The sequence below is a fragment of the Leptospiraceae bacterium genome (assembly GCA_025059995.1).
Lineage (GTDB): Bacteria > Spirochaetota > Leptospiria > Leptospirales > Leptonemataceae > SKYB61.
This window is the reverse complement of the sequence record JANXCF010000006.1, coordinates 1-23,866: the sequence shown is the minus strand read 5'-3', so window position 1 is coordinate 23,866 and position 23,866 is coordinate 1. Positions and strand designations below refer to the sequence as shown.

Below are 23,866 nucleotides of genomic sequence, written 5' to 3'. Positions count from 1 at the left end.
ATTGATTTTTGTTTTTGTTTTGTCGATAAAGTTTTTATGAGAGTTGAAGGAATTACGAATATTATTTCTCCTATACGTGCTTATGCGATACCTCGATACCAAAACTTTGAAAAGGTCCCCCCAATTGAAAAAATAGATAAAAATTTTTTCTTTTCATCTGAACAAATCCAAAAAATGGATTTATTTCGTTTTTATGCAAAACAAGGTATTCAAAACCATTATGCTAAAGGACAGGTGGTGGACCTTACGCTATAAACTCATTATCATTTCGTTTTTCTTTTTTTTGAGCTGTCATTCAGTTAAACAAATCCCTTTTATTAAAGAAATATTGGATTATGTATTTGGTCTGGAGGAATTTCATCCATGCGATCCCTTTTTGAGTTACTATGAACACGGAGATCACTATTTCTCGAAGGAATTTGTGAAAGAAGATGGAACGATTGATTACGAAAAACTACTAAAATACCAAAGGGAGGTCCATCGAAGTAAGTGTGATCCTTTGAACAAACAACCTTAAATATTCAAAACTTGTTGACATCCTTTAAGATGTGATTATATATTGTTTTTAAACCTTTATTGGAGGAAGAAGATGGATAATACAGCAAAAAAATTAAAAGAAGATCGTATGCCTTCGGAAACAAAAGAAAATAAAATTCAAAAACTAATTCATTACATTCAAATCGATGTGAAAAAAGAAAAAAATTACTTAGAAGAAAGTAAGGTCGATGCTGGCGGTGAATAAGAAATGCCCAATAAAAGATTAATGGGGTTAGAAACGGAGTATGCTATCAGATTTTCATCTAACGTCATTGAAAGACCTGACAACCGTATCATATATGACTCTATCTTAAAATATTTAAATGACTATACAAAAACAATAAGTGGAACTTCCATCATCAAGTGGGGGCAAATTTTTCTCGAAAATGGAAGTTCCATTTGTTATGAATGTTTACCAAACCATTTAGAAAGTGGCTTACTAGAAGCGGCAACCCCTGAGACAACTAATCCCATTGAAGTAGTCTTATATCAAAGGGCGATAGACAAACTTTTAAAGAAAAGCTTACAAAAAATTAACTCTTCAAACATTTCTTTTGCCAACAGCACCATAAGTCTTATCAAAAACTGTAAAGATGCTTACCAAAACGTTTACGGAGCACAAGAAAATTATAGTGCTTCAGTAGCAAATGATATTACCTATAAACTTTATCGTCTATTTATTTATCTTTATATCCCTTTATTGGCTATATATATTTTTGGTGTTTTTTTGCTTTCTTTTATCATTCTTCTAATCCAAAGTATATTGTTGATTGTTTTATATTTTTTCTACCTTACTTCGAAAGCGTTTGGACAAACAAAATACCATACGTATGACTTCTTTTATTCTAATAACAATAGAAGTTTTTTTCAGATGTATGAAAAAATTTCAGGAATAGTCTTATCGTCGATTGAAATCGTTTTTTCTTATCCCATGATTTTTCCTTTTATTACTATTTTTAATCTTATTGCTTTCCGTCCTTATAAAAAAAATCTATTAGCTTTTTTAATAACCCGTATAATCCTAACTGGAAGTGGAACCATAGAAAAAAACGGAACATTTTACCTCTCAGAAAAAGCATTGTTTACAAAAAGAGTCTCAAGAACAACGAATCTTCCTTCCGAAAGGTGTATTTATGACTCTGGTAACATACTAAAACTTTCTTATTTGGCTGTTCTTTCCCTGTTTAAATTGAATGTTTCTTACTTCTTGCAACTAATCAAAAAAGAACAAAGGCTTCAAATTGGCATGTCGGATTCATGTATGTGTGAAGAAGCAGAACTTCTAAAAGTAGGAACAACTGCCCTCATTTTAGACATGATTGATCAACAATATTTAAAAGAATCCCCACAGATTGAAAAACCTATAAAGTTTTTAGAAAAAATCAATCAGTATCCAAATTTTTTCAATCAAAAAGCAATAATAAAAAACCATGAGAGTTTAAATACAAAAAAAGAAATGACTGCCATTGAAATCCAAAAATGGTATCTCGAAAAAGCAAAGGACTTTTTAAGAACCAAAGTAGTGCAAGAACCAGAGTATCAGCTAATAATTAAGATTTGGGAAGAAATTTTATTTTTGATTGAACAAAAAGATTGGCAATCACTTTTTGGAAGAATTGACTGGGTGACAAAAAAAAATCTAATAGAAGAAGTTTTATTAAAAGAAATCAAACAACATAAAAACCATAACAAAGAATTAGTGGACTTTAAAGAATACCTTAATTATTATGAACTACTGAAAACTATAGATATCAAATATCATGATTTATACAATGGATATTATTATAAACTCGAGGAATTAAACCTTGCGAAAAGAATATTTTCTGATGAAGAAATCGAACATGCCATGAATCATCCTCCAAATGATGATCAAAGTTTTGCTAAAATCCGAAGTTTGATCATAAAAAAATTACATAGTTCCTATCATAACGTAAGAATGTCATGGAACTTCATTCAAGTGGGTGATAGCTTAATTTCAAAAATAATCCCATTAAAAGATTATCAAAAAGAAGAATAATTCAAAACATAAATGGATTTACAGGGACTTACTATCTTAGAAAATTTGATTAGCTAGATCATCTATGAGTGATATAGTTCTACCCTACAACCTAAAAGAAGAAGTTCATAGACGTCTTGATATCTTTGAAGGATTGCTTCCCGAACTCAGAAGAATCCTTTTGGAAATACAGCAAGAAGAAGATTTGCACATCCAATATAAATCATCGGATGTAGATTTAGTCACAAAAGCTGATTATTTATCTGAAAGCACCATCATCCATTTTCTTCAAACTAAATTTCCTATGGATTCTATCTTAACTGAAGAATCAGGTAGAAAAGAGCCAATCATAAATAACACTAATCTCATTAATATGGTTTCATCTAAGTTCACTTGGTGTATTGATCCTTTAGACGGAACTGTCAACTATTCCCATAGAATTCCTTTGTATGCTATTTCTGTCGGGATACTTTACGAGGACTTACCTGTTGGTGGGTTAGTTTTTATCCCTACTTTCAATGACGTATATCGTGCTGTTTATAATGATGGTGCTTATAAAAATCATAAACAAATCCACGTTTCTGAAACTTCGGATTTACGTAAGTCAATTATTGTAACAGGTTTTCCATACAAAAGGGATCATCTTATGAAGAAACTTACTTCATCTTTTCAGAAAGTTTTAAAGAACACTCGAGGTTTAAGAAGAACCGGTTCGGCTTCTCTTGATTTATGTTGGTTAGCAGAAGGAAGATTTGATGCCCATTATGAATGGAATCTTTCTGCTTGGGATACAGCTGCTGGAATTGTGATTGTACGAGAAGCAGGTGGTATTGTAATCAATCAAAACAAAAAGCAATACCAACCAGGAGATGAATTACTAATTGCTACAAATAAAAATATTCACGTAGAATTCACAAAACTGATTTTAGAAGATATTGAATAAAGCCTAAAATGAAAATAATATACCTTCATGGATTTGCTTCTAGTCCTTCTTCCCAAAAAGCAAAATTCTTTAAAAAAAATCTCTCAGGTTATGACATAATCGTCCCAGATTTAAATTGTGGAAATTTTACGAATATGACAATCACAAAGCAAATTGAAATCATAAAGGACATTATGAAAACAAATCCAAAAGAAAAATATATTCTCATTGGATCAAGCATGGGGGGATACGTGTCTTTGCTTTGCATGCATCTTATTTCCCAAGAGAAAATTTTTAAAAATATACATAAATTAGTTTTACTTGCTCCAGCTTTAGAATTTACCAAAAGGATTCTAAGAAAAGATAAAGAGAAGTTTCAGAAATGGAAAAAAGAAGGTTATATTGAAATAGAACATTATGCATGGAAAAAAACACTTCCTTTGAATTTTCTTTTTTATATCGATGCAAAAACGTATGAAAAATTAGAATTCACAAGAGAAATCCCAGTACTAATTTTTCACGGAGTTTATGATGAAGTTGTTCCTTATGAAGTAAGTTTGAAGTATTTAAAACAAAATTCTCTTTCGCATTTAGTTTTGCTAAATTCCGATCATTCTTTATTAAATTCATTAAACACGATACTAACATACACACAGCAATTCCTCAGGCTATAATTAAACAAAACTAACTTGTTTTTTGGCTTTGTCTAATTCTTCATCATATCCAAAGAGTTTTGTATCTTTCAAGCGATCCACGTATAGAATTCCATCTAAATGATCACATTCATGTTGAACAACGATGGCTTCAAAACCTTCTATGATTTCATCATGATAAACTTCTTCTAAATCGTAAAACTGAAGGCGTATTTTCTTAGGTCGTTCTACATAACCCCTCATGCCTGGTACAGATAAGCAACCCTCCCAAAAACCCATTACTTCATCTGTGAGCGGTTCAATTACAGGATTGATGAGAACTCTGAATTTATATTCTCCATCAACGCGATCAAATTTAATTTCTGGATACCTCTCAGAATTTTCATAACCAACAATAACAACTCTTTTGAGCACACCAATTTGTGGTGCCGCAAGTCCAATTCCTTGAGCCGCTTTCATGGAGTCAAACATGTCTTTAACTAAATCCTTGATTTCTTTCGAGCATATTTCTGATATAGGAACTTCCTCTGAACGCATCCTTAAAATCGGATTTCCGATTCTGAGAATATTTCTAACTGACATATTTATTCCTTTTATTGTCTTAAAAAAAAGAAAAACTAAACACTGACAAGAATTTTTGGAGGTGAGGGGATTTGAACCCCCGACCTTTAGAATGCCATTCTAACGCTCTCCCAGCTGAGCTACACCCCCATTTGGAAAACCAGAATTTTTAAATTTTTTATCTTTTCAATCGGATTCTCAACAAAAAAAGACATCATACGCTTTTTATTATTTCATAAATTTCTTCAGGACTTTTTGCTTCTAACATATTCTTTTTTATTTCTTGATTCTGAAAGGTTTTTGCAACACTTGCTAAAGCTTTAATATGAGCATCAAAGTTCTTACGAGATATGATTAGTAAAACTATAATACGAACTGGAGTTTTATCTAAGGATTGAAAATCCAATTCTTCTTTTAGTAGTGTCAAGGAAGCAACAATTTCATTAACATATTCTGTCGTGCAATGGGGGATTGCGATAGACCCTCCAATTCCAGTGGACATGGCTTGTTCTCTTTCTAAAAGTGCTTCTAAAATCTCTTGGTAATTTTTTTCATATTTACTTTTTTTTAAGGTATTATATAGAAGTAATTTTAAGAACTCATACTTGTCTTTTGTTGGTAGAACTTCATAATAGTAGATTTTATCAGGCTGTATAAGTTCAGAAAATTTCATAGCAAGCAAATTATTTTGATTTTAATTAATAAACAATCTATTTTTTAAAAAATAAAATATAATCTCTGAAATTAAGAAAGATATCATCAAAAAAAGTAATGCATCATTTCCAATCAAATTAAAAGCAAAAATAAATATGATAATCTCGAATACGAATAAGACCAACTTTAAAATTAATTTTTTTGAATCATATCGATACAGCTGAAAAGGAAAGAAAATATAATATGAAAATATTCCTAAGAGTTTCGAAATTCCTGAATAAATGTAGTCGTAATTTACTAAAAAAAGAATTAACAAAATGGCCAATATACGAAGTGAAATCAAAACGAACTTTTGAAAATTTAAAAACAAAAGAGGCAATAAAAATACAAAAAACCACAAACTATATTGAAAAAGAAGATTATCAATTCCTACAGAGTAATGCAAAATCACTACAAACAAAACTAGAAATAGATGTATAGGTAATTTGTCTAAAAGTGAATAAGTAGGCAAAAACCAAAATAAAGCGTACAATATACTCAGAAAGATAAAATTGTATATATCTTTCTCTGAAACGAGAATCAAAACAAAACTGAATAGAAAAATGAAATCGAATATCCATATATTAACTGAAAATTTTCTCTTCCAAACTGCATTTTTAAGAATAACAATTATCAATGACAAAAATAGAAAAATCAAAGATACGTAATTACTCGTTATATAAACATCAAAAAGTAAAATACTAATACAAATTAAGGGAAAATAAATAAGTTTAAGAAAAGAGTTCATTAATCTTAATCATTAGAGGTAAGTTGCTCAAGCAAACTTCTTCACATAAACCACAACGAATACAGTTTTGGATTTTAAAATATTTTATGTTTTCCCATAATCCCATTGGATTAGCGTTAACTGGACAGTAATCATTACACAAAAAACAAGCTATACATAACTGACGATTTTTTGATTTACGAAAGAAGTAATAATAATCTGTAAAAACATCATAATATTCTTCTAAGACATTGATTTTACGATTGATAGAGAAATTAGACAAAGTATCAACTTGCAAATCTAAATCCTTCAAAGGTGTGCCATGATAACAGAGCTTGATTTTGGTTTCATTGGTTTCGTAATTTTTTACAAATAAAAAATTTTTCACAAACGGTTCAGAAAAGTATAAAGCACGAATAATAGAATACAAAGTAGATGGTCCAAAAACAAGAGTGTTTATACTTTTGTTATGCTGTAGATATTTGAAATGAAATTTATAATCTTTTGAAAACTCATTTTGCTTTTTAAGACTATTCAAATCTGGAAGAAACTCAATGGAAATATTAGAATATATTTTTTTTAAAACGTCCTTAAATTCGATCAATTCATCAAGGTGTTGTTTCATTATATGAAACCAAAACTCAGGATAATAAGGATCTTTTAGTAGAAAAAAGACTTCAGTTAATTTTTCATTTTGAAAAAGAAATGATAAAGGTTGTTCATATTCAAAAGAATATAACCCATAAGAATTCAAGAAAGAAATCCACTGAGATGTATTTTCAATTTTCCGTGTTGGATTTACGTCATGGTCAAGATGACGCAAAATGTTTTTTCCTGACACTTTAAGTTCAAAAATTGGCTTCTTTGAGTCTTTTGAGTCTTTTAAGGAAACTACACCTGCAAGAGGGGATCTTAATAAAAAACCATGAACATCAATGAGTGGTTCGTACTGTTCCACTCTTCTTGGAAAATCGCCATAAAGTCGATAATCTTTTCTTAATGTAAAAGAATTCGGAAGAGAAAATTCCAAAATACTTGGGATAAAAAGTTGAATATCATATTTCTTTTCTGTAGAAAAAGCTAGACTCATTTAAAAAGCTTATTGAGGAACTTTCAGAACCGGTTTTTTTGTAGTATAAATTTCATCCTTGATAGGTAATTCTTTTTTTAAATTTTTAATAAAAGGTAATTCATCTCCCATTTTTTTGTAATGTTCACAATGATTCATCATTCTCCGTGCAACAGTAAAGTATTTATACAATTTTTCTTCGCCTGATCTTTTAGACCACATTTTTTTGATACATCGAACTCTCAGAATATATTTCTCTTGATCTGACTCATATTGACGAAGGACGATACAATGACGACAATTAGCACATAATATCTTTTGTGTTCCCATTACAACCTCCAAACACTCATGGATTATTACTTTCCTTTAAATAGTTTTGAATGAATAAAGTTCTGAATTTTCATAATTACATCCTGAGGAGGATTATCATATATAATGCCTACATTTTTTCCTGATACACGCGATACAATCCCAGGGATTTCAAACTCCTGATTTTCTAACCAAAACCTCATCTTGATTCTTTCTCCTGGATACAACAAAGTTTTACTTGATATTCCCATTCCTCCTGTTCCAATGTCAAGAATACTACAGTCATGTTCTTGTCCACTACCTTCTACAAGGAAAGTTCCTTGTAAATTTGATACCGCGATTCTTGCGTGCCTTCTTTTTTGCTTCGAAGGATCACGATAATTGCTCATATACTTTGCATAATATTTTTTATCTTTACATAGTAAATCTTTTATTTCAACTTAGTTATTGTCAATTTTTAATAAAAAAACTTGTCTTTATGATGATTTGTTGGTAAATATTTAAAAACATTACATAAAAGAAACCTATGGCATAAATAAACATAAAAGGTATAACTAGATATTTTTCATAACTATATGCAAACCAGATAGTTAATAGGCAATAAATAAAAAACAAAAACTCTACAAGAATGGTAGGATCTATATTTTGTTTGTATTTGCTTCGATTTATGTAATTATCATTTTTGGTCTCGATTTTATATTTTGGAGTTCGTTGAAAATTCGAAATTTTTCCAAAAATAGCTTCCAGAAAAGCTTTTGTATTAGAAACAGAAATACCTATTCCTATCATCATCAAGACAAACATGTATGGTATTTTCTTCTTCCAGTTTTGGTGGAGCTCTTTTTGAGTATATAAATAAAAAATTGTTGGAGCAAATGTAGATATGCTCAAAAGAAAAGCAATGAAAAGCACAAACTCCGTTGCTAAATTAGAAAATTTATAATTTGACCATTTCTCTATATGAATTAAAGGTAAAGTAAGTAAGATATTAAGAATCATCAATGGATGAACTAGGTAGTTGGTTAAATGTATGATGGCTTCTATTTTGATTTTCCAGGGTAAATTTGCTTTGATAATTCTCGGAATTAATTTTATAGCAGTTTGGATTGAACCTTTGCACCAACGAAACTGTTGAGATTTAAAGGCTTGTATAGTAACAGGAAGTTCTGCATCATTTACAATGTCAGAGAAATAACGAAATTTCCATCCTTTTAATTCAGCTCGATAGGATAAATCAAAATCTTCAGTTAGGGTATCACTTTCCCAACTTCCAGCATCTATGATGCATTGTTTTCTCCATATCCCTGCAGTTCCGTTAAAATTCATCCATAAACCTGAACCATTTCTTGCAACTTGCTCTATAACAAAATGCCCATCAATCCCTAACGACTGGGCATAAGTGAGAAGAGAAAAATTTTTATTGATATGTCCCCAGCGAGTTTGAATCATTCCAATTTCTGGATCTTGAAAATAAGGTATAAGCTTTACAAAAAAATCTGGATTTGGAATGAAATCCGCATCAAAAATGGCAACGTACTCAGCTTTAATTTTTTCAAGACCTTCTTTTAAAGCTCCTGCTTTAAAACCAACTCTATTATTTCTGTGGATGAGTTCTATACGATAACCATCATCTTGCATTTTTTTGACAATTTTAGAAACCTTTTCTACGGTTTCATCAGTTGAGTCATCTAGGACTTGAATATATAATTTTTCTTTAGGCCAGCGTATATTTCGAATAGAATCCAACAAACGATCTACCACGTAATATTCATTGTAAATTGGTAATTGGATGGCAACTTCAGGTATTTGATTTAAGTCAGTCTTTTCCAAGTCAATAGGGGGTTTCTCCAGATTACTTATGCATTTGTGTTTATTTTTTTTGTATAGATAGATCATCACATATAGATGAACGCCATATATAAAAAGCAAGAAAACATCGATGAAATAAACAGAAATGAGTGCAAAAACAAATATGTCATGAAGAAACATAAGACCAAAGTTTTTTCAAATCCACTCAAATCAAATGTATTTTTATTATGACTAAATAATGCTTTCTGTAATATTTTATGTCAACATCTAAAATAAACCAGTTCGAATTTTTTAAATTATCAGGTATCACATATGGAACTGGTGATTGAATAAAGAATATATGTGCAAATCTTTCTTTTTGCTCTTGGGAAAATAAACCAACTTGTTTTTTCAAATGTTCTAAGTATTTCATGAAAAATTGATCGATATGATAACATACACCATCTTTCTTCCAAAAAGTATAGGGCAAATCAATAAAAACGGCTGTTTTCAGAGATAGAACGATTTCATCCGCTAATCTTCTGAAATCCTTTTGATGAAAATGGATTCTTCTTCCATTCTTTTCAAAACTTTTAAGGTTTTCTAAGATAAAATCAAATCGTTTTTTATCTTTTTCGACAATATGGACAGGTGTCATCCCACGACTATAAGCTTCTATACCAATTTGTCCAGAACCAGCACACAAATCAAAAAATGATATAGATAACTTCTTTTGACCATCAAGAGACACTCCAAAAAAATTTTCAATATGTTGAAATAATGCTTCCTTGATTAAACCAGAGGTAAAATTTCTGTATCCCTTTAAAGACGGAGGCAGAGGTATCTTTTTCCCTTTCAAAAAACCTTTTATGACTGGTATATGAATTTTTTTTCTTTGTGAGATATTCATTTACTATTTATTTTTTCCTATCCATAACATCTTTAATATGTCCTATAACGAGAATATACAACAATACCCCCAAGATCATGCTGAATATAATCACCTCATACAAGCGATAAACACTTTTCCAAAACAAAAAATGAAAAGAAACTTCTTGGGGATTACTTATCAAGAATAGAATTACTATAAAAATCCCCAAAAAAACGAGAACTAATCTCAGGGGTATCATCCATTTATTTAATCACTATTTGTCTTCATCTTCTTCATCTTCCCAATCTTCATCTTCGAGGTCTTCGTCTTCCCAGTCTTCATCATCATCAAAATCCTCATCATCCTCAAGATCTTCATCTTCCCAATCTTCATCTTCGAGGTCTTCGTCTTCCCAGTCTTCATCATCATCAAAATCCTCATCATCCTCAAGATCTTCATCTTCCCAATCTTCATCTTCTTCTTCTAAATCTTCTTCCTCATCTTCCCATTTTTTAGCATTAAGTTCTAACATATTTTCCTCCTTTAAATGGTTATCTAAAAAAACGACGATTTTTAATAAAATATTTAGGTTTGATTTTTTTTTGATAAAAGACATACAACTAAAATTTTTCTTTTTTGAATTTTAAATGACTTTCATAAATGCGGGTAAAGGATTACAAACTTGTTGATAATCAAAATTTTCTTTTTCAAAGTGTTTTATTTGGGGATTTTCTCCACATAATATACAAGTAGGAGTTTTTTGAATATTTTGAATTCTAAATTCTTGCATCAAACCATCATATCGAATAATCTGTCCCATTATGTTAGGACTTATCCCTAGTAAATATTTAACTGCTTCCAGAGACATTAATGAACCAATGACTCCCACCATAGATCCCATCACTCCAACCGTAGAACAATTTTCTGCTTCTTCTGGTGGATGCTCCAATAAACACCGATAACAAAAAGTTTTTTTTGGTTCAATTCCTATTATTAATCCATAGAATTGAATCACTCCACCTGTAATTAGAGGTATCTCTTGAAAATAACATACATCATTTACTAAAAACCTTGTGGCAAAGTTATCAGAACCATCAATCACTAAATCTACATTACGTATAATATGAAAAGCATTCTCAGGAGTTAATCGTTCTGATACGACTTCGAGCTCTATGTAGGGATTAAATTCCAAAATTCTTTTTTTCAACACCTCTGATTTCTTCTTTCCTACATCTTTGGTATCATAAAGAAATTGTCTTTGTAAATTCGTTGGATCTACAATATCATATTCACACACTTTTAAAAATCCAACACCTGATGCAGCAAGGTAATACAAAATCGGGCTCCCAAGACCACCAGCCCCAATTATTAATACTTTACTTTTTTTTAGTTTTACTTGTCCCTCAAGTCCAATCTCTTTGAGAAATATATTTCTCGAATAACGAGTGATTTCTTCTTTAGTTAATTTAAAATTCTTAGTTTCGTAAAGTTCATTCATTTGGATTTCTGGAGTTGAGAAGCCAAATCTTTTAGAAACTCATCCTCCGAATTTTGAAGTTGCTTATAATAATCTTTTTCTTGATTTTTAGTCTTTGTTGTAGAGTTACTGTAAACTACCATTGAAATCATGTATTGTAGAGAAGTTTGATTTTTATAGTATTCTTTTTGAGATATTTCCAAAAGCCTTGTATTTATGTAGTCTTTTTTCTGGTTCGCCAATAATAACAAACTATTACGAGAAACTTGGTAATTCTGAGAATCTGAAATAACATCTAATAGAGCTCGTTGAAATTTTTCGTCTTTGGTATAATTCTTCGCACACGTGTACAGATGAACTAATTGTTCTTGTGGATTTAAACTCTTTATCCCTTCTATACATTCATCTAAGGATTTTTTTGAAACATCTAATTTTGATATAGATTCTTTATCCACTGAATGTAAACTGAAAAGAGAAGTTATCACCAAACCAAATACAGGTAGAATTTTTAATTTCATAGTTCTTAACAAATTTTTTTTTCTTTTTTTGTCAATTCAAAAGTTCAATTTCTGTTTTTAGAATTAGAAATAATCAAATTGACAAAGAAATCGATTTTTTATTCTATTATTATGTCAAAAATACATCTCAAAATAGAAAATTCTATCGCAGTTATCACACTTGATTCTGACAGAGAAAATTCAATCGACGAAATTTTTATCCAAGAGTTTCAAGAGGCTTTTCAAAACATCAAACAAAGTGATGCGAAGGTGGTCTTGATTGAATCAGCCAAAACGGATTTTTTTTGTAATGGTTTAAATCCAGATATTTTTCTTTATGGAAGTAAAGAATCAATACGTAATATCATGAAAAGCTTGGCTATTTTAGGATGGGAACATTTCTTCTTTCCTCTTCCTACGATCTCTCTCATTTCTGGCTATGCCGCTGGTGGTGGTGCTTTTTTAGCTACTTTCAGCGATTTTCGTTTTATGAACAAAACAAAATCTAGAATTGGTTTTACGGAAATCTATTTATCCATGACGATACCATCGATAGCATTGGAACTTTTAGCCATAAAAATTGGTTACCAAAATGTTGTCCAAACCACTATTCAAGGAAAATTATTCAAAGCGGAAGATTGCCTAAAATACCAACTTGTTGACGAAGTTTTTGAAACCTATGAAGAAACAAAAAAGAATGCCTATAAATTTGCAGAGCAACTAAGCAAATTTTCCCTGCATTCACTTGTATCTATCAAAAAAGGTTATCAACGGTGGATATCCAAAGAACACTTAGAAATCCAATTAGAAAAAGACCTAAAAGAAATCGAAGATATCCTAGCTTCCGAAAAAACTCAGGAAGCCTTTGCAACTCTAAAAGAGAAAAGAAAAAAGTGATAGTTTTTTATTCGATAGCCTTTTCAATTTTCTCTATAGTAAAAGTTTTTTCTGAACTAAGTTGGGCAATATCTCCTACCCTCTTTCCAATCAAACTCTTACCTAAAGGAGAAGCATAGGAAATGATATTCAATTCAGGGTCAGTATCCCAAGGTCCCAAGATTGTGTATTGTAAGGAATTTCCTTCGTGATCTTTTAATGTTACTTTTGTTCCAATAGAAACTAAATCTGTGCGTATCTTATCGGGATCTATGGGTCTTACTTTCTTGAGTTCTTCTTCTAATTTTTTGATCTCAGCTCTTAGTTTATCTTGACGTTCTAATGCCGCTTTGTATTCAGCATTTTCTCGTAAGTCACCTTTTTCTTGAGCTTCTCCTATTTCTCTTGCATTCTCAGGCATTTCAACATAAATTAGATGATCAAGATGCTTTCTTAGCTTTTCGATAGCTTCTTTTGTTATGTATACAATATCTTCTGGTGGAAGTAGACTTACCACTTCTTCTTCTATCTCTTCTTGCATTGATATCAAAGAAATATCAGGTTTGATTTTTTTGATGAATTCCCATAAATTTTCTTTATGAGCTTGAGGAATATTAGGAGTATCTCTAAAAATTATATACAATTTCAAAACAAAATCTTCGCTACCATTTTGTATAAATTCTTTGAGTTTTGATTTTTCTAAAGTTTCAAGATTAATGTTTGTTGTTCCAAAAATAGCTTCAATCGCAGAGTTTCTCAATTTATTTCCTCGTATATCTAATTTTGACAAAAACTTTATTAATCTAAAAAGCTGTAGAATAAAATCGTATTTTGAAATTGAAATCCAATCATACTCTTCTTCCCAGTTATTATGAATGATGTTCTTACCAAACCATAAAAATAGCTCAGGATTTTCTTTATATTTCCTAAACAAGCTGTATAAAAAATCCGAGAGTAATTCTTTATGGTTTCGTTTATCCAACTCATCAATGATGTATTTGTGAATCTTGATCGTACCTTCGAAAAGGATTTTCTTTAGGAGCTCTGGATAGTTCTCTTTTGATTCAATGACGAGATCCACATAACCTTTTTTAAATTCTGTGATTTTGAGTTCTTCGAAAAATTTTACTATTTCCTCATCATCCATGCCTTTAATGATTTCAATGATATGTTCTTTTTTGTTTTTTCTTTCTTTGGGAATTGGATTATCAGGAAATACTTGCTTAAAGTACTCGAAGAATAAGAATATTTCAATTACTTTTTTCTTATCATCTCGAGGATCCATTTTGCTTTCTTGAGCGAGAAAATATTCAGCAATGGTTTCGGCTGCTTTTTCTGTAAGTTCTGGACTCATGGTAATGCTTTCGATGGCAATTTCTAATTTTTTCTCCCATTCTTTGACGTTATTAAATTTGTTTTCCAATTCTTCTGAATAACTAAGTTCTCTTTCCCACATCAAGATTTCATCACGTTTTTTCGGATTAAAACCAAACATTGGATTTTCTTTCAGGAGTTTGCGAGTTTCTTGCCACCATTTATTCCATTCTTTTTCCGTTAATAATTTTTTTTCAAAGAGTTCTTTTTTGATTTGGCTAAGAGTGATTTTTCTATTATAGGAGTTCAACAACAACATAAAAAACTTGATTTTATCTTGTTCAAAAATTCGTTTTAATTCTTCTTTGTTCTCATAATCCATCACCCAAAGATGATCCTTTTGAAGAGCTTGCAAATTCGAAATGGCTAAATCCAAAGACATCTTTTGATTGGGATATTTCTCGAAATCTACTATAATGAATTTGTCATTGATTTCTTTGATTTTCCCCACTCCTCTTGTTCTGTGATAAACATAATTTCCAGCATCAAATACAATATACTTTTCAAAGTTATTTATTCCGATAGTAATAGGAATCTTTGAATTCGATAAATTCGAAAGTCTCAAAAAAACATCAATTAAGGAATGATTTTTATATTTATTTTTGTAGGCTCGGATCAATTCTTCTCTAAACTTGGTCAAAATTTTACTTTCTTTTCTTTTGCCTTTGGATTGTGGATCTTTGTTTCTTCGTTCACTTTCCTCACGTTTTTCAGCTTCCAATGCATTCTGTATGATTTTTTTTAAGAAATAGATCACTGTATCCCAATCTTCTATTTCTTTGAATTTTTCCATGATGCTTTGATAACTCGCCACAATGAAGGAATAATTCTTATTATTACTGAGTATTCTTTCCAAGCGATCGAAGAACTTGACGTCTTCGAAATTTTCATCAACTAATTGCTTCCATATTTCGTCTAGCTTGTCGGTTTTATTTTCTTTTGCTAAGATTTCTGCTGCTTCCCGTAAATACTTATTTGCTTCGTGGGGATCTTCCGGTTGTATCAACTTAGCATAACGAATTCTTGAGGCAAAATCCTTTCGATCAATTTCAACGATCATCTTGAGTATGGTTTTGGTTTCTTTTTTCCCCACCAATTTTTCTTTTGCATCCATCTTTAAACGTAAAACATCTACGATATTAGGATGATTTCTTAATTTCTGTATTTCTTTTGGGAATAGACTCAGGATTTGATCGGCTATGTACTCTACAATTGCCCAACGTGATGACAGTTGAAAATCATTCATCACAGAAATGATCAAATCAAACAATTTATTTTCTTCTGAGGGGTCTCTTTCCAAAGATTGGCTAAAAGCAATGATGGGGGGAATCAACCTACCAAGAACACTTTTTTCATTTTCGTTATTTTTATAATCCGCTAACAATTGTAAAGCTTCTGACTGATCTTCTTTGGATGCATTTGCCAATTGCTTTGCATATTGAATATACATTTCTATTTTGTTTAATTGATAAGATGAAAAATCACGTATGAACTTTTCTTCGTTGATAAATGTAATTAATTTTTGAATGATTTCTTTGTTTTTGGCATCTACGATTGTGCTCATTGAATTCTCCTTTTTTTATTTTAATGCCCCATTTAGTTTTATTTTTTTCGTTTTTTTGATAAGTCAAATATTCTGATTGTTGTGTTCTACTATCTTTTTCACAAGGATTCTTTAGTCAATAAAATTTTTAATTTTTCTTCATAGAAGTTTTTGGAAATTCCCTAATTGGATTACAGAAAATTATATTATCTAAAAAAAGATTTAAAAAAAAGATTTCAAAAATAGAAGGTTTAGGTGAATTTTAATTTGATATGTTGAAATTCAAACAAGGCTTTAGAAATACATTGAACTTTTTCATTCATGCCTTTCTATTTTTTTATAAAGACAAATTACATATTCGAGCAAATGCGATTGCTTATTCTATCATAGTAGCTATCATCCCACTTTTAACGGTTCTTATACGAATTGCCAACATACAACAAGAAGAATTATTAAAGCAAATCAATCAAATTTTTTCTTTGTACGGAATTGTGGGAGTTCAACCCATTCTGGATATCATCCAAGACATTCTGAATCGTGCAAATACCATTAGTGGGATTGGGATTTTGTTTTTGATCTACTCTTCTTTAAACATCTTTCAACATTTAGAAGAAAGTGCAAACCAAATTTTTAAATCCACTTCTCGAGGTTTTCTTGTTCGGACTTCTATTTTTACTACTTGGCTGATTTTTATTCCAGCTGTTTTGATTTTTTTGTTTGAGTTTTCAAAACGTGTCGAAGGTTTCTTTAAACCTCCTAACTATATTCAAATTACCTACAGCAAAAACTTTTATACTTTAACCGAAAAGAAAACCATTGAAGTTTTCAATGAAAACTTCGAGTTTATAGAAAGTATTAACTTTTTAGAGAAAGTTGATTTTTTGGTTCTCAATCGTAGGATCATCATTAATGACGAGCCCTTTGATTATGATTTAACGGGAGATTTCATCAAATCCCTTTTGAAAAAACCTGTTGGTTTTTTCGTTCAAAATGATTTTATTTTGGTGAGTTATCAACCTGCCTTTTTGTTTTTTAGCTTTGATGGAGGTTTGAATTGGGATTTTCGTTATTTTTTATTCTCCCATAAAGGAAAGACCTATGAGTTCCCAATCATTGAAGATATAGCCTTTTACAAAAATCAAATTTTTGTTTTGCTCACCACGGGAAAACAATCCTACTTTTTGGTTATGGATAAAAACTTTTTCGAAATCAAAAACAAACTCGTCTTCGAAACCTACTTCAATAAAATCTTCTTTTACAATGATGATGTGTATCTAAGTAGCAAAGGTTCATTCTTAGTAATAGACATCAATAAATGGAGTATGAAAAACTTTACTATTCCTCAGTTCTCTAACTTGATAGAAAATGCCTATTTTTTTAAAGAGCATGTTTTACTTTTGAGTCAAACGAAGCGTGTTGCTTTTTGGGAAAAGGAAAAGATTCATTATCCTCTTATCAGAATCAACCAATTAGAAAACATCAAAGGTATGAAGTTTTTCTCAGATGGCACAGGGTTTCTTTATGGATTGAAAGAAATACGTTTCTCTCTGAATCAAGGGAAAGACTGGTACTTAGCGAAATTTTATGACAGCAACGAAAAAGAAGTATCGTTATCTTCTATCAATGATGTTTACCATTATAAACAAAATTTTGTTTTTATTGGGGAACAAAATAGTTGGTATAAGGCACAAGTTTTTTCTATAACTATTGATCCCAAATCAGACTTACCTTTGATTAAATTTCGTGTATTAAAATATTATGAACCTTCAAAAGAAAAATTACTTTTGCCTAAGATTGTATTAATTATTCTCAACTATTTTTATGTGGTTATAGTTTTTACGTTTTTTTACCTTATTCTGCCAAATAAGAAGATTCGTTTTGTTTCAGCATTTTTAGGAGGTTTGGTAGGAGCTACAGGTGTAGTTCTATTTATGTCGATTTTTCAACTTATCATACCGCTTTTTTCGAGTACTTATTTTGTCTATGGGATTTGGTTTTCCATACCGATTGGTCTTTTGATTTTACTTGCCTCAATCCAAATCTTTTTGTTTGGTTTAGAAGTCACTCGGGTTCACATGACAAAGGTTTATCAACGTTTTGATGCTATGGGTAAATTAAAAATTCTTTGAATTTTTTCGAATTCTTTTTATAAAAAAGAAAAGAGAAATCAAATACAAACCAATCGTAATCCACAAAACATAAAAATCAATTTTTTCTGGAGGGAAAAACAATCCAAATCGTTGAAGTGTATAGTCAATATATGAATAAGGAAGGTTTACTTCTCCCTTCTGGGCTTTTACATACCAATGGTAATCTGTGATAGGACAATATCCCCAGCCGTAAAAATATCCCAGTCCCACCCAAGACAAAAAAACCAAGTTTAAACTTACAAAATGAGCGAGTCGTAATCTCGGAAAAATCCAACCAAACAGATTAAACAAAACCAATGAAAGATGAAAAACTTCTAAAACAAAATCCAATACGAACCAAACTAAAAGACTTTTACTCTCCATAAATGGTAATAACGATGTTTCGTTGAGCTCTGGGTCCATCAAACTCACAGAAAAAAATATTTTGCCATGTGGATAATCCTAATTTTCCTTCTATTATGGGAATAGTTTCTGATGATCCTACGATCCCTGCTTTGAGGTGAGCATCGCCATTGCCGTCTTGTTTGTCGTGTTCCCAAACACCTCGTGGTATGAGTTTTCTTAACAATTGAACTACATCTCTTTGGACTGATTCATCCCAGTTTTCTTGGATCATGATTGCCGCAGTAGCTCCTTGTGCAAAAACATTCACAAAGCCAGTCTGGATGTTATGTTGTTTTTGAATTTCTTGAAGGAAATACTTTACATGATGGGTAATATCGACTAATGTTTCTCGCTGATCTGTGCTAATTCGAAGGATCTTTTGAAACACCATGAGCAATCTCTATCAAAGAAATAGTTTTGTTCAATCCAATTTTTACTATCGAGCGAAGTTCTGCTGGATTTTTGATGTTTATTTCTTTCGAATTTTCTAAAAACTGATTATCTACATAAATGCTTTTGATTTTTCCCAAAATGAGACCGTTGGGTATATCACCAATTTCGATAATCTGGTACTTTTCGCAGAAAAAAGCCAGATAAGATTCTTTTAAAATGGGTAAAGGAGAAATTTTTTTATCGTAGTTTAATTCTTCTTGTGGTAATTCCCATTCTTCCTGATCGCTTATGATTTTCGAGTGAAGTTTTTGTTGTAAGGTTTCATTCAAAAAGAATAACGAAAAATCGATACGTTCTTCGATGTTGAGCCATGTCTGTTTTTTTGAACCATCAGGTTTTCTTTCTATTAAAAAAAACAACAAGGCAGGTTCATACGAAGCAATACTAAAAAACGAAATGTTTGATAAACTATATCTTTCCTCGCCACTTTTTGTCAAAATGAGAGCTATAGGTCGAGGGATTAAGACTTCTCCTAAAAGTTGTTTTTTTTCATCGATTGATAGTTTATCTAAAGAAAAAAGCATGAAATCAAGAATTTGATTTTACTTTCACCGACGATTCTTTTTTGTTGTGAAAAAAACATGTGCGTTTGATCAAGACATAAGGGGTGGACTTCTGGGAAAACACAAGAATGAGTGGCAAAGCGTAGATCAAGGATCAGAGGAGATCAACCATGATCGAAAGATATAGCAATCCTGAGATTTCTCAGGTTTGGAGCTTAGAAAACAAATATCGTTTGTGGCTCAAGATTGAGTTGGAAGTCTGTGAGGCATGGCATCGTCGTGGCGTGATTTCTGATGAGGAAATTCAAGAAATCCGACAAAAGGCTAATTTCAACCCTCAAAGAATCGAAGAAATTGAAAAAGAAGTTCATCATGATGTGATCGCCTTTGTCACCAATGTAAAAGAATTTGTTGGAGAAGCTGGTCGCTGGATTCATTATGGACTTACTAGTTCTGATGTCGTTGATACAGCCACTTCTCTTCAATTGGTGCAAAGTAGCGAAATCCTACTTAAAAAGATCAACCAACTGATAGAGGTTCTAAAAGAACTTGCCCTACGATACAAAGATCTTCCCATGATAGGAAGAACTCATGGTGTCCATGCTGAACCCATTACGTTGGGATTTAAATTTGCTCAGTTCTACGCAGAAATGCTGAGGAATAAACAACGATTGGAACACGCAAAACAAGAAATTGCTGTAGGAAAGCTCAGTGGAGCTGTGGGAACATTCTCAAACATTGATCCTGATATCGAAGAAGAAGTATGTGCTCGTTTAGGTCTTCAACCCGAAAAGATTTCTACCCAAGTTATTAGTCGGGATCGTCATGCCTTCTTTTTGTCAGTCTTAGGAATTATTGCCGGAACCTTAGAGAAAATTGCCCAAGAAATACGTCTTCTACAAAAAACTGAAAGTCGTGAAGTCGAAGAACCTTTCCTAGAAGGACAAAAAGGATCCAGCGCCATGCCCCACAAAAGGAATCCTGTTATTAGCGAGCGAATCTGTGGATTAGCTCGAGTTATCCAATCCAACGTTATCACTGCCTATCGAAATATACCCCTATGGCATGAACGAGATATTTCCCATTCCTCTGCCGAAAGAGTAATATTGCCAGACTCAACGATTGCCTTGGACTATATTTTAGATAAAACCTATTTTGTTTTGAAGAATCTTCACATTTATCCAAAAAACATGGAAAAAGTCATGGAAATGAATCGAGGATTGATTTTTTCCCAAAAACTTTTACTTCATTTAGTAAAAAAGGGTTTGGATCGAGATAAAGCCTATTCTTTAGTTCAAAGGGCTTCAATGCATGTTTGGAATCATACCAACTCAACTTTAAAAGAAGAAGTCCAGAAACGAGAAGAAATTTCTCAGTATTTTTCTTCTCCCTCAGAAATAGAAGAAATCTTTGATTATCAACCCTACTTGAGGCATATCAACTTTTTATATAAGCGATTGGGGTTATTATAGCTCAATCTCATCGATATCATCAAAAGGAAGTTCTTTTAGATCCTTCAAAGGAGGCAAATCAGCCAGGGAATTTAAATTGAATTTAATCAAAAATTCTTTTGTGGTTACGTAAAGGGTAGGTCTTCCTGGAACTGGTTTATATCCTTGAGGTTTGATGAGATTTTTTTGCAATAGTGTTGAAACCATAGCTCGACTATTCACCCCACGTATTTCTTCAATTTCAGGTAGCGTGATTGGTTGTTTATAACAAATGATGGCTAAAGTCTCAAGAAGGGATTTGGATAATTTTTCTGTATTTTTGGGTTTGATGATTTTTTTCAAATCCTCTACATATCGATCCGATGTTGTCATACGATACCCTCCCGCAATTTCTCTTATTTGCAATCCCCCATTTCTTTCTAAGTATTCATCTACTAAAGAATCTAATAATATCCTTGTATTGGTTTTATCTAGTTTGATTTGTCTTGCAATGGTAGCTACACTTAATGGTTCATCCGCTAGAAAAAGAATCGCCTCTATCAAGCCTCGATAATGATCCATTTCTTCCGAGGTTAGTTCTCGATAGTTAGGAATTTCTACATCTTCGAAATTCTGTATTTCGATCTTGATGTTACTATGACCATTGTTTTGAGCTTTTAATTTTCTTTCGGAAATTATATTTTTACTATCACTATTCATATGTTTAGTTTTTCATTAGAAGCTAAGAGATCAATTCTATTATCGAACGATTGCGGTGTTTTTGAAAATCAAAATAGGACCAAAAATATATTTTTGTTCAATGATGACTTTTCGTAGGCGAGCTAGTTCTAAAATGGCTAAAAAGGTAACAATGAACTCTATTAGGGAAATTTGATAGTGATTTTCGAAGAGGTCAAAAAGTCCAATGTGTATGTTGTCTTGAAGAACTTCCAAAATAAAATTCATCTTTTCTTCTACAGTAATATTTTCGAGCTCGATTTCGATAAAAGAGTCTCGTTTTGTTTGTTGTTTAGACTTTAAAAACTGTGCATAAACTCGGATTAGATCGTTGATGGAGTAGGTCTCTTCGTAATCCCAAAAAACGTAATGATTATTTTTCGTAAATATTCCTTCAGAAAATTCTTGTATTTCTTGCAGATGTTCTGCAGCCTGTTGGTATTTTCGGTACTCAAGTAGTTGTTGAATCATTTCTTTTGGTAAGCGATCTTGATCTTCCTCGACAAAACCAGGATCAGGAAGCAAAATCCTACTTTTGTAAAAGATTAATTTTGAAGCAATTAAAGCAAAGTTAGAGGCTAATTCAATCTTCCATTCCTTAGCTTTGCGAATAAAATTCAAAAAATCTTCTGTTATTCTTTGAAGTGAAACTTCGAAGATATCAACTTTATATGACTCAATCAGTTGCCATAAAACATATAAAGGTCCTTCTTCTTCTCCATTCGGACCTTTCCACTTAACTAAAAAAGACTCAATAGATTGGGTTTCATTACCGTGCATGATTTAAGAAAGAGCTTTTTCTGTTGCTTGAATTAGTCGTTCGGGTGGGAATGGTTTTACAACAAAATCTTTAACCCCCATTTTGATAGCTCTTGCCAAAAGATCCTCTTGACCTAGAGCTGTCACCATAATGATTCTTGCATTAGGGTCCTTCTTGAGGATTTCAGCAGCTGCTTCTAATCCATCCTTCTCCCTCATAGTTATGTCCATTGTAACTAAATCTGGTTTTAATTTCTCATATAGTTCAATTGCTTGATTTCCGTTTTCCGCCTCACCCACAATTACATGCCCCTTTGAGGTAAGGGCATCTTTTACTAAAGTTCTCATGAATTTAGCATCATCAACTACTAAAATTCTTGCCATAGCCGCTCCACATTAAAATATATTCTTATATTATGAAAAAATGAATCATTTTTATTATTGCAACTAAAATTCATTCATTGTAAGCAAATAATCAACAATTTTGTCATCAGGCAAAACTACATCTGCATACCCTTCTTCAATTACCCTTCGATTCATACCAAAAATCACACTTGTTTCCTCATCCTGAGCGATAATGAAACCATTTTTTTCTTTTAATACTCTACAAGACTCCAAACCATCCTTCCCCATTCCTGTGAGGATGATAGCAACCACTTTACCATTCGTTAGTTCTATTAGATTCAATAATGTTTTATCAACAGAAGGTCGATGAGAATTGTATTTTTCTTCATCACTCAAAAATATTCGAAAAGTCCTTTCTTTTAATCTACGAAACAATAAATGTTTGTTTCCTTTGGCAACTACGGCTTGTCCTGGTTCGAGCTCTCTTAGATCTTCTGCCTCAAAAATCAAGAGTGAAGATTCAGTATCTAAACGCTGTGCGAAAGAACGAGTAAAAAATTCTGGCATATGCTGAACTATGACAATTGGCAAAGGAAAATTTCGAGGAATTTGCCTAATAATCTTGAAAATTACTTTGGGTCCACCTGTGGAAGCTCCAATCAATAAAACCTCGAAGTCTTTTAAGGATTTTTTGGGGGTGATTTTTTCGATTACAGCTCTCTTTTGTTCTTTTAAACTCTTTTTTAGAAAAAAATCATTATAAAAATTTTCTATTTTTTTTAGTAAATCTTCTTTGATATCTTTAAGAGAACTTCTTGAAGCATCAGGTTTTGGCACAAAATCCATTGCTCCTAACTCCAATGCTTTTAAAGTTATTTCGGCACCTTTTTGTGTATAAGAAGATAGCATAATAACAGGGATTTCAATTCCCCTCATTCTCTTTTCTTGTAAGAACTCTATGCCATTCATCACAGGCATTTCAACATCTAAAATAATTAGATCAAGTTTTTGTTTTTGAATAACTTCTAAAGCAGATTTTCCGTTTCTTACTGCTTCTATTCTATTAACAAATGGAAGCTCATGAAGAATATCCGAAACTATCACCCTTGCTAAGGGCGAATCATCCACAATGAGAATATCCATAAATGTTAAGTTCGCAACTTAGAAATTAAACCTATCAAATCAGGTTTCTTGGGTAATAGAAATAGTTT

General features: G+C 31.6%; 29 protein-coding genes and 1 tRNA gene. 10 read left to right on the top strand and 20 right to left on the bottom strand.

From position 1 onward, the window contains the following. Positions 1–36 precede the first annotated feature (36 nt). The 6 genes from NZ853_08935 to NZ853_08910 all read left to right on the top strand — a co-directional run bounded on the left by NZ853_08935 (position 37) and on the right by NZ853_08910 (position 4,129). The gene (locus NZ853_08935; GenBank protein ID MCS7205809.1) at positions 37–255 is read left to right on the top strand and encodes a hypothetical protein; all 219 of its coding nucleotides are present in this window, start codon (positions 37–39) and stop codon (positions 253–255) included. Next, a complete protein-coding gene (locus tag NZ853_08930; protein ID MCS7205808.1) occupies positions 221–517 on the top strand; it encodes a hypothetical protein in 297 nt (98 codons plus the stop codon). Before NZ853_08935 ends, NZ853_08930 begins: the two co-directional genes overlap by 35 nt. 72 nt (positions 518–589) lie before the next feature. Further along, positions 590–742, top strand: a complete 153-nt coding sequence (locus tag NZ853_08925; GenBank protein ID MCS7205807.1) for a hypothetical protein — start codon at positions 590–592, stop codon at positions 740–742. Positions 743–763: 21 nt separating this feature from the next. Continuing rightward, positions 764–2,554: a proteasome accessory factor PafA2 family protein gene (locus NZ853_08920; GenBank protein ID MCS7205806.1), complete on the top strand. Its 1,791-nt coding sequence runs from the start codon at positions 764–766 to the stop codon at positions 2,552–2,554. A 64-nt stretch (positions 2,555–2,618) separates the two neighbouring features. Further along, complete coding sequence (locus NZ853_08915) at positions 2,619–3,476, top strand: inositol monophosphatase (GenBank protein MCS7205805.1); 858 nt, start codon at positions 2,619–2,621, stop codon at positions 3,474–3,476. 8 nt (positions 3,477–3,484) lie between these two features. After that, entirely contained in the window at positions 3,485–4,129 is a 645-nt protein-coding gene (locus NZ853_08910; GenBank protein ID MCS7205804.1) for an alpha/beta hydrolase, read from the top strand. On the opposite strand, the gene def is transcribed toward NZ853_08910, so the two are convergent. The 3 genes from def to NZ853_08895 form a co-directional block, all read right to left on the bottom strand. Then, positions 4,130–4,690: a peptide deformylase gene (def, locus tag NZ853_08905; GenBank protein ID MCS7205803.1), complete on the bottom strand. Its 561-nt coding sequence runs from the start codon at positions 4,688–4,690 to the stop codon at positions 4,130–4,132. Positions 4,691–4,746: 56 nt separating this feature from the next. Next, positions 4,747–4,819, bottom strand: a tRNA-Ala gene (locus tag NZ853_08900). Between the two features lie 64 nt (positions 4,820–4,883). Beyond that, complete coding sequence (locus tag NZ853_08895) at positions 4,884–5,342, bottom strand: PTS sugar transporter subunit IIA (protein MCS7205802.1); 459 nt, start codon at positions 5,340–5,342, stop codon at positions 4,884–4,886. A gap of 224 nt (positions 5,343–5,566) precedes the next feature. On the opposite strand from NZ853_08895, the gene NZ853_08890 reads away from it, so the two are divergent. Then, positions 5,567–5,803 (top strand): hypothetical protein, encoded by a 237-nt coding sequence (locus tag NZ853_08890; protein ID MCS7205801.1) that lies wholly within the window; start codon positions 5,567–5,569, stop codon positions 5,801–5,803. Between the two features lie 290 nt (positions 5,804–6,093). On the opposite strand, the gene NZ853_08885 is transcribed toward NZ853_08890, so the two are convergent. The 9 genes from NZ853_08885 to NZ853_08845 form a co-directional block, all read right to left on the bottom strand. Beyond that, positions 6,094–7,179, bottom strand: a complete 1,086-nt coding sequence (locus NZ853_08885) for a hypothetical protein (protein ID MCS7205800.1) — start codon at positions 7,177–7,179, stop codon at positions 6,094–6,096. Between the two features lie 9 nt (positions 7,180–7,188). Beyond that, the gene (locus tag NZ853_08880; GenBank protein MCS7205799.1) at positions 7,189–7,488 is read right to left on the bottom strand and encodes a hypothetical protein; all 300 of its coding nucleotides are present in this window, start codon (positions 7,486–7,488) and stop codon (positions 7,189–7,191) included. A gap of 26 nt (positions 7,489–7,514) precedes the next feature. Then, on the bottom strand, positions 7,515–7,856 hold the full coding sequence (locus NZ853_08875) for a PilZ domain-containing protein (GenBank protein MCS7205798.1): 342 nt from the start codon (positions 7,854–7,856) through the stop codon (positions 7,515–7,517). A gap of 61 nt (positions 7,857–7,917) precedes the next feature. After that, the gene (locus tag NZ853_08870; GenBank protein ID MCS7205797.1) at positions 7,918–9,456 is read right to left on the bottom strand and encodes a glycosyltransferase family 2 protein; all 1,539 of its coding nucleotides are present in this window, start codon (positions 9,454–9,456) and stop codon (positions 7,918–7,920) included. Positions 9,457–9,481: 25 nt separating this feature from the next. After that, positions 9,482–10,165: an RsmD family RNA methyltransferase gene (locus NZ853_08865; GenBank protein MCS7205796.1), complete on the bottom strand. Its 684-nt coding sequence runs from the start codon at positions 10,163–10,165 to the stop codon at positions 9,482–9,484. A gap of 7 nt (positions 10,166–10,172) precedes the next feature. Next, entirely contained in the window at positions 10,173–10,385 is a 213-nt protein-coding gene (locus NZ853_08860; protein ID MCS7205795.1) for a LapA family protein, read from the bottom strand. Positions 10,386–10,400: 15 nt separating this feature from the next. Next, positions 10,401–10,658 carry a hypothetical protein gene (locus tag NZ853_08855; protein MCS7205794.1) on the bottom strand — a complete coding sequence of 86 codons (258 nt, stop codon included), beginning with the start codon at positions 10,656–10,658 and terminating at the stop codon, positions 10,401–10,403. Between the two features lie 111 nt (positions 10,659–10,769). Further along, positions 10,770–11,624 (bottom strand): HesA/MoeB/ThiF family protein, encoded by an 855-nt coding sequence (locus NZ853_08850; GenBank protein ID MCS7205793.1) that lies wholly within the window; start codon positions 11,622–11,624, stop codon positions 10,770–10,772. Further along, a complete protein-coding gene (locus NZ853_08845; GenBank protein MCS7205792.1) occupies positions 11,621–12,121 on the bottom strand; it encodes a hypothetical protein in 501 nt (166 codons plus the stop codon). The genes NZ853_08850 and NZ853_08845 overlap by 4 nt, the downstream gene beginning before the upstream one ends. 111 nt (positions 12,122–12,232) lie before the next feature. Here NZ853_08845 and NZ853_08840 point away from each other — a divergent pair, with 111 nt between their 5' ends. Next, positions 12,233–12,997, top strand: a complete 765-nt coding sequence (locus NZ853_08840; GenBank protein ID MCS7205791.1) for an enoyl-CoA hydratase/isomerase family protein — start codon at positions 12,233–12,235, stop codon at positions 12,995–12,997. A 7-nt stretch (positions 12,998–13,004) separates the two neighbouring features. On the opposite strand, the gene greA is transcribed toward NZ853_08840, so the two are convergent. After that, positions 13,005–15,914, bottom strand: coding sequence for a transcription elongation factor GreA (greA, locus tag NZ853_08835; GenBank protein ID MCS7205790.1), 2,910 nt, complete (start codon positions 15,912–15,914; stop codon positions 13,005–13,007). Positions 15,915–16,165: 251 nt separating this feature from the next. Here greA and NZ853_08830 point away from each other — a divergent pair, with 251 nt between their 5' ends. Continuing rightward, positions 16,166–18,022, top strand: coding sequence for a YihY/virulence factor BrkB family protein (locus tag NZ853_08830; protein MCS7205789.1), 1,857 nt, complete (start codon positions 16,166–16,168; stop codon positions 18,020–18,022). On the opposite strand, the gene NZ853_08825 is transcribed toward NZ853_08830, so the two are convergent. From NZ853_08825 to NZ853_08815, 3 genes are read right to left on the bottom strand one after another with little or no spacing between them, the layout of a single operon-like run. Next, on the bottom strand, positions 18,008–18,406 hold the full coding sequence (locus NZ853_08825) for a DUF2784 domain-containing protein (protein ID MCS7205788.1): 399 nt from the start codon (positions 18,404–18,406) through the stop codon (positions 18,008–18,010). The two genes, NZ853_08830 and NZ853_08825, sit on opposite strands and share 15 nt — an antisense overlap. Further along, positions 18,396–18,818 (bottom strand): secondary thiamine-phosphate synthase enzyme YjbQ, encoded by a 423-nt coding sequence (locus tag NZ853_08820; protein ID MCS7205787.1) that lies wholly within the window; start codon positions 18,816–18,818, stop codon positions 18,396–18,398. The genes NZ853_08825 and NZ853_08820 overlap by 11 nt, the downstream gene beginning before the upstream one ends. Beyond that, positions 18,790–19,404 (bottom strand): flavin reductase, encoded by a 615-nt coding sequence (locus NZ853_08815; GenBank protein ID MCS7205786.1) that lies wholly within the window; start codon positions 19,402–19,404, stop codon positions 18,790–18,792. Before NZ853_08815 ends, NZ853_08820 begins: the two co-directional genes overlap by 29 nt. Positions 19,405–19,553: 149 nt before the next feature. On the opposite strand from NZ853_08815, the gene purB reads away from it, so the two are divergent. Then, positions 19,554–20,855 (top strand): adenylosuccinate lyase, encoded by a 1,302-nt coding sequence (purB, locus tag NZ853_08810; protein MCS7205785.1) that lies wholly within the window; start codon positions 19,554–19,556, stop codon positions 20,853–20,855. On the opposite strand, the gene scpB is transcribed toward purB, so the two are convergent. From scpB to cheB, 4 genes are all read right to left on the bottom strand, one after another. After that, entirely contained in the window at positions 20,850–21,395 is a 546-nt protein-coding gene (scpB, locus tag NZ853_08805) for an SMC-Scp complex subunit ScpB (GenBank protein MCS7205784.1), read from the bottom strand. The two genes, purB and scpB, sit on opposite strands and share 6 nt — an antisense overlap. Before the next feature lie 177 nt (positions 21,396–21,572). After that, entirely contained in the window at positions 21,573–22,331 is a 759-nt protein-coding gene (locus NZ853_08800) for a segregation/condensation protein A (GenBank protein ID MCS7205783.1), read from the bottom strand. A 3-nt stretch (positions 22,332–22,334) separates the two neighbouring features. After that, on the bottom strand, positions 22,335–22,694 hold the full coding sequence (locus NZ853_08795; GenBank protein ID MCS7205782.1) for a response regulator: 360 nt from the start codon (positions 22,692–22,694) through the stop codon (positions 22,335–22,337). A 63-nt stretch (positions 22,695–22,757) separates the two neighbouring features. Continuing rightward, positions 22,758–23,798, bottom strand: coding sequence for a chemotaxis-specific protein-glutamate methyltransferase CheB (cheB, locus tag NZ853_08790; GenBank protein ID MCS7205781.1), 1,041 nt, complete (start codon positions 23,796–23,798; stop codon positions 22,758–22,760). Positions 23,799–23,866 lie beyond the last annotated feature (68 nt).